The sequence below is a fragment of the Paenibacillus lautus genome (assembly GCF_050482385.1).
Lineage (GTDB): Bacteria > Bacillota > Bacilli > Paenibacillales > Paenibacillaceae > Paenibacillus_AQ > Paenibacillus_AQ lautus_B.
The window spans coordinates 69,398-85,086 of the sequence record NZ_JBCNHV010000010.1; the positions used below are offsets into that span (position 1 = coordinate 69,398).

18 protein-coding genes are annotated in these 15,689 nt (G+C 50.1%); all 18 read right to left on the bottom strand.

The annotated features are described in order from the left end of the window. Positions 1 to 119: 119 nt before the first annotated feature. Positions 120 to 950 (bottom strand): indole-3-glycerol phosphate synthase TrpC, encoded by an 831-nt coding sequence (gene trpC / locus ABEW73_RS11275; RefSeq protein WP_430170567.1) that lies wholly within the window; start codon positions 948 to 950, stop codon positions 120 to 122. Continuing rightward, on the bottom strand, positions 940 to 1,980 hold the full coding sequence (gene trpD / locus ABEW73_RS11280; RefSeq protein WP_430170569.1) for an anthranilate phosphoribosyltransferase: 1,041 nt from the start codon (positions 1,978 to 1,980) through the stop codon (positions 940 to 942). Before trpD ends, trpC begins: the two co-directional genes overlap by 11 nt. A gap of 19 nt (positions 1,981 to 1,999) precedes the next feature. After that, positions 2,000 to 3,553 carry an anthranilate synthase component I gene (trpE, locus tag ABEW73_RS11285; protein WP_430170571.1) on the bottom strand — a complete coding sequence of 518 codons (1,554 nt, stop codon included), beginning with the start codon at positions 3,551 to 3,553 and terminating at the stop codon, positions 2,000 to 2,002. A 357-nt stretch (positions 3,554 to 3,910) separates the two neighbouring features. Beyond that, positions 3,911 to 4,285, bottom strand: a complete 375-nt coding sequence (gene aroH, locus ABEW73_RS11290) for a chorismate mutase (RefSeq protein WP_009595253.1) — start codon at positions 4,283 to 4,285, stop codon at positions 3,911 to 3,913. A gap of 3 nt (positions 4,286 to 4,288) precedes the next feature. Next, entirely contained in the window at positions 4,289 to 5,383 is a 1,095-nt protein-coding gene (aroB, locus tag ABEW73_RS11295) for a 3-dehydroquinate synthase (RefSeq protein ID WP_076320968.1), read from the bottom strand. Between the two features lies 1 nt (position 5,384). Beyond that, entirely contained in the window at positions 5,385 to 6,554 is a 1,170-nt protein-coding gene (gene aroC / locus ABEW73_RS11300; RefSeq protein ID WP_430170572.1) for a chorismate synthase, read from the bottom strand. Positions 6,555 to 6,724: 170 nt separating this feature from the next. Further along, on the bottom strand, positions 6,725 to 7,525 hold the full coding sequence (locus tag ABEW73_RS11305; protein WP_430170573.1) for a CheR family methyltransferase: 801 nt from the start codon (positions 7,523 to 7,525) through the stop codon (positions 6,725 to 6,727). A 40-nt stretch (positions 7,526 to 7,565) separates the two neighbouring features. Continuing rightward, positions 7,566 to 8,009 (bottom strand): nucleoside-diphosphate kinase, encoded by a 444-nt coding sequence (gene ndk / locus ABEW73_RS11310; protein ID WP_430171239.1) that lies wholly within the window; start codon positions 8,007 to 8,009, stop codon positions 7,566 to 7,568. A gap of 111 nt (positions 8,010 to 8,120) precedes the next feature. Continuing rightward, a complete protein-coding gene (locus ABEW73_RS11315) occupies positions 8,121 to 9,095 on the bottom strand; it encodes a polyprenyl synthetase family protein (protein ID WP_430170575.1) in 975 nt (324 codons plus the stop codon). Positions 9,096 to 9,285: 190 nt separating this feature from the next. Beyond that, positions 9,286 to 9,888 (bottom strand): UbiX family flavin prenyltransferase, encoded by a 603-nt coding sequence (locus ABEW73_RS11320; protein ID WP_430170576.1) that lies wholly within the window; start codon positions 9,886 to 9,888, stop codon positions 9,286 to 9,288. Continuing rightward, a complete protein-coding gene (locus ABEW73_RS11325; protein ID WP_430170578.1) occupies positions 9,888 to 10,760 on the bottom strand; it encodes a UbiA-like polyprenyltransferase in 873 nt (290 codons plus the stop codon). The genes ABEW73_RS11320 and ABEW73_RS11325 overlap by 1 nt, the downstream gene beginning before the upstream one ends. Then, positions 10,753 to 11,484 (bottom strand): demethylmenaquinone methyltransferase, encoded by a 732-nt coding sequence (locus ABEW73_RS11330; protein WP_430171241.1) that lies wholly within the window; start codon positions 11,482 to 11,484, stop codon positions 10,753 to 10,755. Before ABEW73_RS11330 ends, ABEW73_RS11325 begins: the two co-directional genes overlap by 8 nt. A 36-nt stretch (positions 11,485 to 11,520) precedes the next feature. Further along, complete coding sequence (locus ABEW73_RS11335) at positions 11,521 to 12,381, bottom strand: heptaprenyl diphosphate synthase component 1 (RefSeq protein ID WP_430170579.1); 861 nt, start codon at positions 12,379 to 12,381, stop codon at positions 11,521 to 11,523. Between the two features lie 112 nt (positions 12,382 to 12,493). Then, positions 12,494 to 13,036, bottom strand: coding sequence for a hypothetical protein (locus ABEW73_RS11340; RefSeq protein WP_430170580.1), 543 nt, complete (start codon positions 13,034 to 13,036; stop codon positions 12,494 to 12,496). A gap of 113 nt (positions 13,037 to 13,149) precedes the next feature. Next, entirely contained in the window at positions 13,150 to 14,112 is a 963-nt protein-coding gene (locus tag ABEW73_RS11345; protein WP_430170582.1) for a 1,4-dihydroxy-2-naphthoate polyprenyltransferase, read from the bottom strand. Between the two features lie 122 nt (positions 14,113 to 14,234). After that, on the bottom strand, positions 14,235 to 14,813 hold the full coding sequence (locus ABEW73_RS11350; RefSeq protein ID WP_430170584.1) for a DoxX family membrane protein: 579 nt from the start codon (positions 14,811 to 14,813) through the stop codon (positions 14,235 to 14,237). Positions 14,814 to 15,097: 284 nt separating this feature from the next. Beyond that, the gene (gene mtrB, locus ABEW73_RS11355) at positions 15,098 to 15,322 is read right to left on the bottom strand and encodes a trp RNA-binding attenuation protein MtrB (protein WP_071223937.1); all 225 of its coding nucleotides are present in this window, start codon (positions 15,320 to 15,322) and stop codon (positions 15,098 to 15,100) included. Between the two features lie 84 nt (positions 15,323 to 15,406). Beyond that, on the bottom strand, positions 15,407 to 15,679 hold the full coding sequence (locus ABEW73_RS11360; protein WP_006209463.1) for an HU family DNA-binding protein: 273 nt from the start codon (positions 15,677 to 15,679) through the stop codon (positions 15,407 to 15,409). Positions 15,680 to 15,689: the final 10 nt, after the last annotated feature.

Below are 15,689 nucleotides of genomic sequence, written 5' to 3' on the forward strand. Positions count from 1 at the left end.
AGAAGGTTGGATGAAGCTAGGGACTGAGGAGCGGAGCGTACGTTTTTGGTACGTGAGCACCGGAAGGCCCGGCTGAATTCAAGATTCGATGCCGAGTGGCTTCCTGATTCGCTTCGTGATCAAAAGCGGGCTTTTTGAACAACCTCTATATCTACAGCGATCGGCAAGGGTCCCATCAGATCGTTAACTGCACGGAACACGTCCGGCTGGCGCATGAAATGCTCCCCTACCAGAACGCCATGTGCCCCAACATAATGCAAGTAGGAAATATCGGCGGGGCCTGATATTCCGCTCTCGCTGATCAACGTAACTCCCTGCGGAACTTGTGCCGCGATATCCGCCGTTGTCTGCAGCGATGTTTCAAAGGTCCGCAGATTGCGGTTGTTAATTCCGATAAGCTGTGCCGTTCCCAGCTCAAGAACCGATTCCAACTCCTGTGCATCATGCACCTCAATCAGGCAATCCAGGCCAATGGAGCCGGCGATGTCTATAAACTCTGCGATCCGCTCAGGCTCCAGTATGCTTGCGATCAAGAGAACCGCGTCCGCACCCAACAGACGCGCTTCATAAATCTGAGTCTCGTCGATAATGAAATCCTTGCGCAGCAAAGGAATGTTGACAGCCGCCCTTACCGCTCTCAAATACTCTCCACTGCCCTGAAAATAGTCCTTGTCGGTCAGCACGGATAGGCAATCGGCATCGGCTGCCTCATAAGCTTTGGCGATCATAACCGGATCAAAGTCCGGACGAATTAACCCTTTGGACGGCGAAGCCTTCTTCACCTCGGCGATTAACCCCATGCTGCGTTTACGCCCCGTGGACAACGCCTTCTCAAAACCGAGCGTCGGCGGTAAATCCGCTATTTGTCTCTCGGCTTCCGAGATACTGAAAGTATCTCGCAGCTGAGCAACCTCTCTGCGCTTCGTTTCGACTATTCGATCAAGATACATAACTCATTTCCCCCGTTCTTGAGATCAGCTGCTCCAGCTTGGACTGAGCGAGCCCTGAATCGATGGCTCCCGCTGCGCGCTGCACACCTTCAGCTAAACTATCCGCAAGCCCGGACACATAGATGCAGGCACCGGCATTGGCAAGCACGATATCCCGATAAGCACTGCGCTCACCACGCAGCACCGATCCGATGATGGCTGCGTTCTCTTTGGCATCGCCGCCCAGAATATCGCTCATCGGATGAACCGACAGTCCCAGATCATGCGGATGAATATCATAAGTTCGGACTTCTCCGCCGCGGAGCTCGGATACTCGCGTAGGCGCAGAGATGCTGATTTCATCCAAACCGTCATGGCTGGTTACCACCATGGCCCGCTTCAAGCCAAGCTCTTTAAGCACTTGGGCGATGGTTTCCGTTTTGTTCATATCGTAAATCCCGAGCATCTGCCGATCAGCACCCGCCGGATTTGTCAAAGGCCCCAGCATATTAAATACGGTTCGAACCCCGAGCTCTTTGCGAGGAGCAGCCGCATGTTTCATCGATGGATGATAGATCTGGGCAAACAGGAAGCAGATTCCGATATCGTTCAGACAGGCTGTGGCTTGCTCTGCCGTCAAATGGATATTGACGCCCAGCGCCTCCAGCACATCGGCGCTGCCCGCCCGTCCTGATGCGGAACGGTTGCCGTGTTTGGCCACTCTGACCGATACCGACGAGGAGATAATGGCGGATACGGTAGAAATGTTAAACTTATGAATCCCGGATCCTCCAGTGCCGCATGTATCCAGCAGCTGGTTCCGCTCAGTAACGACGCGCCCACCTGCACCGCGCATCGCCTCGGCGAAGCCGGTGATCTCTTCTACTGTCTCCCCCTTTATTCTAAGGGCAGTAAGCAGCGCCCCGATTTGCGAAGGGGTTGCTTGGCCTTCCATAATGGACTGCATGACCCCGCGTGCTTCGTTCCGGCTCAAATCTTGACCTTGAATCAGCTTCGTAAGGCTGGATTGCATCGTTTCCATGACGTTCATTACGTTCTCCTCCTTCGGTTTAAGGTGTGTATTGGTACAGATAATCCTGATTAATTAAATCGTTAGCATCCGTGCTGGACGGGAACATCGCTTCCGCGACGCGGATCGCCTTCAGCATCCCTTTGGCTTTGTTGACGGTTTCTTCATATTCCTTCTCTGGTACGGAGTCCCATACGATGCCCGCCCCCGCCTGAACATAAGCTTTGCCCTGACGGAAAATGATCGTACGGATCGTAATGCAGGAATCCATATTGCCGCCAAAGCCGAGATAACCGATGGCCCCGGCATACGCGCCTCTGGCCTCCCGCTCTAGCTCCGCAATGATTTCCATTGCCCTAAGTTTCGGAGCACCGGATACCGTTCCTGCCGGCAAGCAGGACAGAAAAGCATCAAAGAAATCCTTATCCTCACTCAGTTGACCGGATACGCTGGATACCATATGCATCACGTGGGAGTATTTTTCAATCTCCATAAACGTGTCGCACTTCACCGTGCCAAACTTTGACACGCGGCCCAGATCATTGCGACCCAGATCCACCAGCATCAAATGCTCGGCGCGTTCCTTCTCGTCCTGCAGCAGATCATCGGCCAGCGCCTGGTCTTCGGCCTCATCGCTGCCTCTAGACCTGGTGCCTGCAATCGGTCTAGTTTCCAATCTTCGTCCATCCACCTTCACCAGGGCTTCTGGGGATGTGCCCACGATAATGTCGTCGTCCATTTTGAGGTAATACATATACGGCGAAGGATTCAGCGTTCTCAGCACCCGGTATACGTGAAGCGGCGATACTTCGGTCTCAATATGGAAGCGCTGGGACAATACCACCTGAAAAATGTCCCCTGCGCGAATGTATTCCTTCGCTTGCTCCACATTGGAGAGGTACTTCTCTTTTGTCATATTGGATTTAATGTCGCCCATATCAACATCCGCTGGAATGCCTTTGGAGTTCACGTTCTCCCGCGGTCCCTGCTCTTGCAACTGCTCGGCTGCTGCTTCCAAGGTACGGCATACATCCCGATAGCTTTGCCCGATGGTTTCGTCCGAATCCCCCGGTTTCACGTGTACGTTGCCAACCAGCATGATCTGCTGCTTCACATGATCGAAGACAATGACTTGATCGCAAAACATGAACCGGATATCATCCATTCCAAGATCGTCCATGGCATGTGCCGGAAGATTCTCATAGTATTGGAGCAGGTCATATCCGAAAAATCCGATAGCCCCTCCGGTAAAAGGAGGCATCTCCTTCAGCTGCGGGCTGCGGTACGTTCTCAGCAGCGCCTTCAACTCCTCGACAGGTTTTCCTTCCAGCAGGGAGCGCTCTCCGTTCCTTTCAATTTCGATCTTGCCTTTTTTACCCGTGATCATTAAGAAGGGGTCTGTTCCGATAAACGAATACCGTGCCCACTGTACTCCGCCCTCAACGCTTTCAAGTAAAAATGCCCGTTTCCGTTCCGCATACCGCTGAAAAATGCGAATCGGGGTTTCCATGTCGGCTAACAGTCTGATCGCTACCGGAATCAGGTTATATTCACCTGCCATAGCCACCACTTGCTCCATTGATGGATTCGCCATGTCAATCCCTCCTTAATTGATGGTATACAACAAAAAAACCTCTACCGAAGTAGAGGTTAACGTTCAGAATAAGTCTATGAAAAAAGAGCGCGGTCAAGGAATTCCAACCCATTCAACGACAAACTACAGCGGCTGTTGTTCCATAGACGGATACAAGAAATAGGCTTGTAACCAGCCGTGCGAACATGCTGTACTATTCATCATGAAATCAAGTTCATCCTTAAACCCGATTATGTTATTGCCTAAAATGCCTCAGCTCTTCTCAACTCAACTCATCTGTAAAACCTAACTCTACTCAGCTATTCTGATATCACTATACAGGATGATGCCGTGTTACTGCAACCCTAAATTTCAACATCAAGCGTTGGAGCCTGATAAATCCGGACGCAGCCGCTTGGCTTCGTTCAAATACACATGCTTGATCTCGCTCTGGCTTTTGTCCGTATTGACCTGCACCATAAACCGGATGCAGCGCGGCAGACTGCCTTGAACCGGTATTTCAACCGAACACATTAAAGGAACGAGATCCCAGCCCTCCAGTTGGCGTATCGCTTTGGCTGGAAACGTCGCATCCAGATCCTGTGTCATCGTAATCCATATGTTGCTGATATACTCCGGCTGGAGCTCGTTGCGTCTCACCATCTCTTCAAGCAGCCGCAGCGTTTCCTGTACAATCTCCTGCTCATCGTTACGGGTGACGGTTGTCGCCCCCCGGATTCCCCGATTCATCATGAACTATCCCTCTCCCTTCAACTGCTCAACCACAGATCGAACAGCTTCTACCGGTACATCCTTAACGATGCTGACGGAACCGATGGATTCCGGTACGATAAATACCATATTCCCCTCGGCAAACTTTTTATCGTGCTGCATCGCATCCATAATCCGCTCAACCGAGACGTCACCCGGCAAGATTACCGGCAGATTCACCGCCTTCAGCATGCTCACTGTCTCGTTGTGCAGATTCGCAGATCTGCCAAGCTTTTCTGCAAGGCGGGCCGAACCGGCCATTCCGATTGCAATCGCCTCACCGTGCAAAAAGCGTCCGTAACCGCCAACGGCTTCAATGGCATGGCCGATGGTATGCCCCAGATTAAGGATGGCACGCAAACCGCCTTCCCGCTCGTCCTGGGATACCACGTCCGCCTTGATCGCACATCCGCGCTCCAGGCCGTATATCAATGTATCGGGATCCAGGCTCAGCAGCTTCGAGCCGTTCTCCCGGCACCAATAGGCAAAATCACGGTCCAGGATCAAGCCATGCTTCACCATTTCCGCAAGACCAGAAGATACCTCTCGCGGAGGCAAAGACATCAGCGTATTTACATCGTAAACCACCATGACGGGTTGATGAAACGCACCGATCATATTTTTAGCTAACGGATGGTTGACCGCCACTTTGCCGCCGACGCTGCTGTCATGGGCCAGGATAGTAGTAGGGATCTGCACAAATGTCACGCCGCGCATGTACGTTGCCGCGACGAATCCAGCCAAATCACCTACAACGCCTCCGCCCAGCGCAAATACTGCCGAGCTGCGGTCCAGTTTACCGTTGATCGCTGTCGTCATTACCTCTTCATAGACCTGAAGCGATTTGGAGGATTCACCGGAAGGGACTATGTGAGAAATAACCGTATATCCTTTCGACTTTAACTGCTCCTCCACTTGAGACAAATAATGAGGCGCCACTTTATCATCCGTTACGATCAAATGCGGGCTCTTGCGTGTGATTCCATGCTTCGTGCTTAACTCACCAATCGTATCCAAAATCCCAGCTCCGATATAAATCGGATATGAACGCTCTCCCAGCTCCACCTGAAGTGTTCTCATATCAGTAGTTCTCCAGCTGCTTCAGGTAGTTCCGGTAATTCGCATGAATTTCTTCCATCGAATCACCGCCAAACTTCTCAAGAAACGCCTTCGCTACCTCCCAGGTCACCACATGCTCCATAACAACGCTGGCTGCCGGAACCGCACAGGCATCCGAGCGTTCAACCTGAGCCGTGAAAGCTTCCTTCGTATCGATATCCACGCTTTGAAGCGGCTTGTACAGCGTTGGAATCGGCTTCATGACGCCGCGAACAACGATCGGCATGCCGTTGGTCATCCCGCCTTCAAATCCGCCTAGGCGATTGGTTGCGCGGTAGTATCCGCGCTCTTCACTATACATAATCTCGTCATGCACCTGGGAACCGGGCAGTTCGCCTGCTTCAAATCCGATGCCGACTTCAACACCCTTAAAGGCATTGATGGACATCACGCCTTGAGCGATGCGGCCATCCAGCTTGCGGTCATATTGGACATGGCTGCCCAGTCCGACCGGCAAGCCTTCGATGATACATTCCACGATGCCGCCAATGGAGTCGCCTTCTTTTTTGATCTGATCTATGTAGGCTTCCATCTTCTTCTCCGTCTCTTCATCCACCACGCGAACCGAGGAGGCTTCCGTACGCTCGATCAGCTCATCAATCGAAAGATTGTGCGGGGGAGCTTCGATTTCGCCAATCCGGATGACCTGGCCTGCCACTTTAACGCCGAATTGCGCCAGGAATTGTCTGGCAATAGCGCCAACCGCTACGCGAACTGTGGTTTCACGGGCACTGGAGCGTTCCAGCACATTACGCAGATCCTTCAGGTTATACTTCAAACCGCCGTTCAAGTCAGCATGCCCTGGTCTTGGGCGGTGCACCCGTCTTTTTACCTCGTCGCTACCTTCAATCGGTTCCACATTCATAATGTTCTGCCAATGCTTCCAGTCGTTATTCTGAACGACCAACGCGATTGGCGCACCCGTTGTATATCCGTGACGCACACCCCCAAGGATTTGCGCGGTATCCTTCTCGATCTGCATGCGGCGTCCCCGGCCATACCCCTTCTGTCTCCGATGAAGCTGAAAGTTCAATGCATCGAAATCAAGCTCCAAATTGCTTGGAAGTCCTTCGATTATGGTAGTCAACTGAGGACCGTGTGTTTCCCCAGCAGTTAAAAAGCGTAAGCTCATGATGCTTTTCCCCCTTTAAACTTTTAAGCGTTAAACCGCTAAACTCCGTAAATATCTTCTGCTCATTATAGTATAGGTCTAACGCTTTGACAAGAATGCCGCAGGACAAGCAAAAGCGCCTCTCATCCTTCGGATTGAAAAGCGCTTCTGCGTTATGACAGCCATTACTATTAAATTTTGCGGTAGAAGAAAGTCTCGTTGCTCTCCAGATTATATTGTCCAGGATTAAAGATCTGCTCCGTGCTGCCCACAAACAAAAATCCGCCTGGCTTCAGGCTTGACGCAAACTTCTGGTACAGCTTATGCTTGGCCCCTTCCGTGAAATAAATCATCACGTTTCGGCAAACAATCAGATCATATCCAGTCTCAAACCGGTCCGTCAGCAAATTTTGCTTATGAAAGGTTACTTCCTTCTTCAAATGCTCACTGAAGCGATACACCGAACCTTCTTCCTTAAAATAGCGGGCGGCTACATCCGGAGGCACATCTTTCAATGACCTCTCGACATATAGGCCTTCCTTTGCTTTATGTAATGCCCCATCATCAATGTCTGTCGCTACGATACGCGCACGGCTCAGCATGTTCTGTTCGGACAGTATCATGGCAAGCGTATATGGCTCCTCACCCGTGGAGCAGGCGGCGCTCCATATTTTCAATACCCCGGGATTCTGCCGGGATATGTCTGGCAATATTTTGTCACGGAGAACTTCCCAGCGGTTGGGATTGCGCCAAAACTCCGAGACATTAATTGTCATCCGGTCCAAAAACTCATGAAATAATGGCTTGTCCTTCATCATCGCGTCATAGAAGGCCGAAAAGGTTTCAAACCCCTTCTTCAAACGCAGCGTTGTCAGCCTTCGCTTCATCTGCGCTTCTTTATAATCTGCCAGATTGATCCCCGTGCTTCGTTCGATACTGCGAACAAAGCCGATATAATCCGGATCATCCAGCACAGGTTCATGTTCCGTCATCGTATCATCCTGTTTAGTCAGATTATGCCGCTTCCTTCGCTTACAGCCAAGGGGACAGCGTCTTGTTATACTCAATCAATTCCTTCTCTTCAAAGAAATTGGCAATTTCGCGTTGCGCGCTCTCCGGTGAATCCGATCCATGAATCAGATTGTGCGGCGTATGAGCTGAAAAATCCCCCCGAATCGTCCCGGGCAGCGCATCTTTCACATTCGTTTTGCCGATCACTTGGCGGGACAAAGCAATGATGTCGTCCCCTTCCCACACCATCGCAAACACCGGTCCAGACGTGATAAACCCAACCAGGTTTTCAAAAAAGTCTTTGCCTTCATGTTCCGCATAATGGCGCTTGGCCTGCTCGTCTGAAATCTGCAGGAACTTGCCTGCAATCAACTTGAATCCTTTATCCTCCAAACGGCCGACGATTCGGCCGATCAGCCCACGCTGTACACCATCCGGTTTAATCATTAAAAAAGTACGTTCCATTGGCCTCATCACGCTTCCCCTCATTCTAGGATATTGAACAATCATTCCATGCTCAGGTGATGTTACATGTTTGTACCCGTATTTTAACAGAAAGCAACCTCATGGTTAAGGCTAATATGACCGCTTCGTAATAAAATTTGCGATATCTCTAAGCTGTTTTTTGGTCTTGATGTCAGGCAAAGTGTCCAAAGCGTCCAATGCTTTACGGATATACCGATCAGCTAGTGCCTCAGATCTCGATATACCATCGCTAGAGGTTACAAGCTTCACAGCGTCAGTCACATCACACTGACCATTCAGTGTATGAATCCGATCCAGCTCTTGCAGCAGCGGCTCCCTCCGTTTGCTATCTTCGAGCGCAAATATAACGGGCAGCGTAATATTCCCCTGCCTCATATCGCTCCCCGGCGGCTTGCCAATCTGTTTCTCCGTCCCGCAAAGATCCAGAAGATCGTCTTGAATCTGAAAAGCCATGCCGACATTATATCCGAATCGATACAGGCTGTTTGCGACCTTGCGGTCCGCTTCCGCAGCCAGTGCTCCGAGCTGACAGCTGACGGCGATCAAGAGCGACGTCTTGCGACGAATGCGAAGAAGGTATCTTCTGACGTCCTGATCGGTATTAAAGAAATCGCGAATCTGCTCCATCTCACCGATGGACATTTCGACCATGGCCTTGGCGAGAATTTGATGAATCTCTGGCTGCTTCAGATGGGTTGTCAGCTCCAGCGCCTTGCCGTAAATATAGTCGCCGGTATACATGGCAATCCGGTTGTCCCATTTCGCTTTTACCGTTGGCTTCCCGCGTCGCGTGTCCGCATCATCAATCACGTCATCGTGAACGAGCGATGCGCTGTGAATCATCTCGAGCGGCACGGCCACATGCTTCAGCTTGTCAATGTCATAGTCGCCGAACTTACCGCCCATCAGTACAAAAACAGGACGGAGCCGCTTGCCTCCTGCTCTAAGCAGATGCAAGGAAGTCTCTGTCAGCTCGGGGCTGTCGCCCTCGACGCTGAGATAGAGTTCCTTCTCGATAACGTCCATATCTTTTTTTAATGTTCCGAATATGTCAAATCGTTTCATCTTTTCACCCATATGCTTAGATTCTCATTCCATAACTCCGGCACTACCTTGCGATCTTAGCAAGCCCAGTTGATCTACGACTTGAAATATAAGCTTAACCCTTCCCGCTGTCGTTCGTCAAAATCACAGCACAGGTTCGTAGAGTCGTCATTTCAACAGCCGCTAACGCCTTCGATGCACCCCGGGCCTGCTAGTCTCCCCATCTCGTATACAGTTGATGTTCGATACGCAAGCTGTCCAATACCTTGCCGACCAGAAAATTCACGATATCATCAATAGTCTTCGGTCCGTAATAGAACGCGGGCATCGCGGGAATGATTTTGACACCAAGCTTGGCCAGCGTCAGCATGTTCTCCAGGTGAATGGCATGCAGAGGCGTCTCTCTCGGGACAAGCACCAGAGGACGGCCTTCTTTCATCATCACATCCGCGGCGCGTCCCATCAGATTGTCGGAAGATCCGTGTGCCACTGAGGATAATGTCCCCATGGAGCATGGCATGATGATCATGCCTTCCACCAGGAAAGATCCACTGGCGATCGTAGCCCCGATGTCGGAAATCGGATGGTACATCACATTCCCCTCGTATCCGCCGAATTTCTCGGCCAGCACTTCTTCGCGGTTACCTGCCTGAAAGCCCATTTCCTCCTTCAGGACACGCCACCCCGCATTGGAAATGATCAAATGCACATCATAGCCCAGCGAGAGCAGGCTCTCGGTGAGGCGAACACCGTAGATGCTGCCGCTGGCTCCCGTAATACCGACAACCCAGCCTTTTCTGCGCATGGATTTCATCAGATATACCGCACCACCAAATCAATTAAAGTGAATACAAACAGGATGATGCTGAGTGTACTGTTCATCGTAAAAAAGGCAGTTTGCAGACGGCTCATATCATTTGGCGACAAGATGTAATGCTGATAGAACAAAATTCCACAGGCGATGATCATGCCGATCAAATACCACCAGCCAACCGGTGTAACAAAGAAAAGAATGATAAAGCCGATGGCGGTTACAACGTGAAATCCGCGTGCGAACCACAATGCTTTATGCAAGCCAAACCGAGATGGAATGGAGTACAGCTTTTCTGTTGCATCAAACTTCTCATCCTGGCAAGCGTAAACAATATCAAATCCCGCCGTCCAGAACGCAAGCGCGATATAGAACACAATGGCCTTCCAGTCGATTTGACCGGTTACCGCAACCCATCCGCCAAGCGGAGCCAACGCTGTTGTAAGCCCGAGCACCAGATGACAAAGCCAAGTAAACCGTTTGGTGTATGAATAAATAATAAGCATAAAAATAGCAATAGGCAGCAAACGGAAAGCAAATGGATCCAGCATGTAGGTGGCCCAGAAAAACACCGCGAAAGACAGAATAATGAATAAGATAACTTCCAGCGGCTTCAGCAGCCCTGCAGGGATGGCGCGATTTACGGTGCGGGGGTTCTTGGCATCGATATGCTGGTCCGTGAGCCGATTCAATCCGAACGCAGCGCTGCGTGCACCGAACATGGCAAGAAAGATCCAGCCGACATCTCCCCAGGATGGTAATTGGTCAAACACAACGGCCGATCCTAGAATCGCCCCCATAAAAGCGAAAGGCAGAGCAAACAGTGTATGCTCCACTTTAATCATTTCAAGATAAGTTCTTATTTTCTTAAACATCCAGATTCTCCTTGATCCCAATATGCAAGGCTACGACTCCACCGGTTAAGGGATAGGCCTGGACTTGTTTAAGCCCGGTCTGACGGAAAGCTTCGGCAAGCTCCTCTCGTCCTGGGAATAAAGCCAGCGATTCCGGCAGCCATTTATACTGCTCGTAACGCTTGGCTACCAGTTTCCCCATTCGAGGCAGCACTTGTTGAAAGTAGAAATAATACATGCCTTTAAACGGCTGCCAGGTCGGTTTGGATACATCAAGACATACAACCATCCCGCCAGGTTTGACAACACGTTTCATTTCTTGCAGAACCTGCATATAATCCGGCACATTGCGAAGTCCGAAACCGATCGTGGCATAGTCGAAGGCATTATCATCAAAAGGTAGGCTCATGGCATTTCCTTGAACCAGCTGAATTCGCTTGTCCAGTCCCTGCTCGGCCACCTTCTGCCGACCGACCTTCAACATCCCTTCACTGAAATCGAGTCCGACTATGTGGCCGGATTCACTTGCCTGGGCCATGCTGATCGTCCAGTCACAAGTACCACAGCATAAATCGATAGCCGTATCGCCTTGGCGCATGTTCATCTTTTTCATCGTAAACTTGCGCCAGGCTTTATGTCTTCGAAAGCTGATAATGTCATTCATCATATCATATTTTCCAGATATGCTTTCGAAGACAGAATGTACATACTCCTCTTTTGGATTTTTGCCGTCATGCTTATTCATGTCTAACTTCGTTGTTTGATTATCCACAGCATCCCCCTACCCTTCACTTACGACGGACCGATACGTGCTGAGCCGTTTCAGGAACGGGTCCAACATACCGGCGTACGGGCTCTCTCCTACACGGCTTGCCAGCAGTAGCTGTACGGCATTAACGGATTCGCGCAGCTTGTCCAGCAGCTTCTCCGAAACCTTGTGCTTCAGGATCAGCTTCCTCCAGTCCTTCATATCCGTCTTCTTGCCAACCAGCATGTTCCGTTCCTCGTCGCTCCCCGATTCGATCAGATGCCAGTACACGTAACCGCATCTGCCAATTTCAGGCGTCGCACAGCGTTCCATCTCCCGCACAAGCGTTTCACATTCCGTAAATTCCTTGAGCAGCTTCTCCCATGTTTCTTGTACGGACTTCTCAAGCAGCGGAGTAAAAGAAAGAAACAGCTGCATATTCAGCTGTACCGTTAGCCGTAGATATTCTTCAGAAGGCAGCAGCGTTTTTTTCATTTTGCCGTACAACCTCATCTTCAACACGTTCACATCGCTAACAGCCTTGCTAAGAAGCGAGATGACAGCAATTTCGCCCTTTAAGGCAAGGAGTTGATAAAAACGACTGCTGAAGTAATCCCCTGCAAGCACTTTTAACTGCCGGGATCGCATCATCGCCTCTCCTTGATTGCCCTCCGTAACGTCGATGCTCTCATGCGTATCGAGTCCCACTTGAACCAGTGAGGTAACCAGTGCGTACAATTCTTCATGACCGGCAAGATTTCGTCCCGAATCCTTTAAAAATATGTATAGCAAATGAACACGGGCATCCGGAAAGTTCGGAAGTTCCGTGTGGTTTTGAATCATATCATAATTTAAATATTTCTCTGCCAGTTCTGGTACGCGATACGATTTCATTCTCAGCCTCCGTGCACTTGATGTTCTTTTGTCCATTTGAGCCCACAATCCAATCTATTATAACACATGTTCAAGACACGTACATGCCCTGTCATTTACTATTTTACCCCTTTCATGGGCTGCTGAACTGCTTTAGCCAAAGATTCGTAAACGTTAGGTTAAGAGCGGCAGCAATAGATGGTGGAACATCGCCGTTCTCAAGCTGGGTTAGAGCTTCTGCATAGCGTGAGTCCCAGCTATCCTTGCTCATATTCGATGCCAGCAGCATATACCGCTTCCCTCCCCAACGATCAATGGCTACCACTCTTAAATACAGCTGCTGCACATTATCCGTTCCTTCGAACGTAAAGGACATTATGCTGGCGATATCCTCATAAACCTCGGCGGCCGTCTCCGCGGGGTCGCTCAATTTGATATCAAGCGTCAGCGCGCCTTCATCATAATCTGCTCGGCTTATTTTCAAATGAAGAGGAAGATTCTTCAGGGAGTCCACTAATCCGGCATCGCTTAATTCGCGGCTGTGATAGGGTATCGCCGCTGTCACAGCACCGACCTTATAACGGGCTTGCGATTGAAGCCCCATTAATAGTGCGAGCATGATGCATGCAATCGCCGCGGGCAGGAGTACGGCTCGTACAGATTGCCAGTGCTTCATATCCTAAACCTCCTCTATTCCTAGTTTCTTCCGCTCCTCATTAGTCCATACCTCATTGTATAAAGAAAAAAAGCAGGCTATGCCTGCTTCAGGTAAAACGAACAGTATGCGGTTTAGAAAAAGGGTAGAGAAGTCAATACCACGGCTACCCCCAGCGCGGCGATCCGCGCCAGATTCATGAGCACGAAATTTTGCACCGCGATCACAAATGTCTTCTCTTTGGAAGGATGGGCGGTGAAAACGGCGCTTTTTTTATAAATCGGGACAAGGGTGACAAACACCAGAAGCACTAACACGGGGTGCACCTTCATCAGGAGAAGAGCCGCCAGGTCCAGATAAGCAAGGCAATACAGAATTCGGAAGAGCTTTAAAGAAGGTCTGAATCCTATATATACCGGCAGCGTATACCGCTTGTTCTCCATATCCTCATCCATGTCGCAGATGTTGTTGGCCAGCATGATGTTGGCAATCCCAAGTATGGCCGGCAGTGATACCACCAGCAGCAGCAGTACCTCAGGAAGGTTCACCTGAAGGGACAGAACGCTGCCGTACAGGTCCAAAACCGCCAGATGGCTGCCCTCCGCATGAATCCAAGCCGAAATAAATATAATGACAAATCCCATAAACAATCCGGAGAACAACTCGCCTAGCGGCATCCGTGAAATCGGAATCGGTCCGAACGAATATAATATCCCTACGGCAAAAGACAATCCCCCCAGCAGCAGGATCAACCAGCCCGTAGACAGGAATAGCGCGATCCCCGCACCGATGGCTGTTAAGAGCAGCAAGATGATGACGGACACGACCGCAGGCTCCTTAAGATTATAACGTACAATGGCATTGTGCTCCTCGTAACCGAACCCGTTCTTTTTTATCGCTTTTTTATAATCGTAATAGTTATTGATCGCCGTCGTTGCCATATCAAACGACAGCAATGATGCGAGCATCAGGGCAAAATGATACCCATTGAACTGCTGAAAACGAAACAGTGCATACAAAGTTCCGAACAGGAACGGAATCATACTGGCTACCTTTGTCTGAATTTCCACCAGTTTAAAAAAAGCTCGGATTCCCATGACCATCATCCTTTATCCAATTGATCTGATTTCAGATTAAAGGATTTCATGGCCGCGGTCTGTTGGAATTGTACTTGACAAACGCGTTTGCAAAAGTGACGAATGTTACTTTTAGAGCAAAATCACATTTGTTCCGGAATGTCCTGATCCTTGCGCCTGCGGCTCCAAGGCGTACCCAGCAGCGGCAGCGCCCAGCGGTCCAGACCATACCAGCCCGCCACTTTCCAGGCCATGACCAGCCATGTAGCCAATATAAAGAATAACGGATTGGAGCTTACCGTGCCCGCGAATAAAAAGCTGGCATTCATTAATCCGCCGAAAAACGCTGCAATGCCCGTCAGCAGACCCAAAATCAGCCCGAGTCCGACCAACACCTCGCCGAAGGACACCATATACGAAAACAGCTTCGCGTTGGGAAGCACAAACCCTTCGAGAAAAGAAGCATACCATCCGGTGACGTCCTTCCCCTCTTCCGCCTTAGCCAGCGCTCCCCCGACAAACCCCTGAATGGCCGCGCCGGCTTCGCTTCCCGTCCAGGCTTCCGCCGTCAGCTTTTTCAGCCCCGACGTTAACCAGGAATAACCGAGATACAGCCTCACGAGCAGCCAAATCCAGCCGGAGCGAGTACTGCTGAACAGAAACAGGGATACCGGATTTTCAGGGACCACCACATATTGTCCCTCTTTAAATTGCTTTGTCATGATTTCTTTAAACATCCTTTCGAATTTTTATTCATTCCGCTAGTATATACAACGTTCACGAATCCAACAAGGTCCTTTAACAATTGATTAACACACAATCTATCGGACGGAAACATCAAACATAAGAAAAACCTCTATCGACGTACTTTCTCAGAAGACAGACCGCGGTTAGGGGTTGTTTTTCTTGCGATATCGTGAAGGCCTAAGCTTTGGAGTTTATACTTTCTGATATCTTAAAAAAGCCCCACCAATTTGGTGGGGCTTAGCCAAGATGATAAGTCTAATCAGATGCCGGACTCAATCTTCCCGTGTTTGGTCATGACCTCAGCTTTGCCGCGGATTTTGACCGCAGACGTATGATCCGTGAACTGGGCGATGATGACCTCGCCTTTGTCCAGCTTCTCGGTATGATGAAACCGGGTGTCCTGGCCGCGGGTAAGGCCTATCACCTGCACGCCATGGTCCAGCGCTTTAACGATAAAATAATCCCCGTTTTGAACGTTCTCCATTGTTCAGACCTCCTCACCGTAAGCTAAAAGAAAAGGCCGTGAACGAATTCACGACCTGTGCTCTTAGGTAATATGTAGAAATCTTTATTTGATTCCGTCTTTGAGCGCTTTACCAGGTTTAAATGCAGGAATTTTGCTCGCAGGGATTTCGATTTCTTCACCTGTTTGCGGGTTGCGGCCTTTCCGTGCGGAACGCTCGCGAACCTCGAAGTTGCCAAAGCCAACCAGTTGTACCTTGTCTCCACTTTGCAACGCTTCGGAGATTGCATCGAAAACGGCATCAACCGCTTTAGTTGCATCCTTCTTGGAAAGCTCAGTAGATTCAGCTACTTGTGTAATCAGATCCGATTTATTCATTCTTTCACCT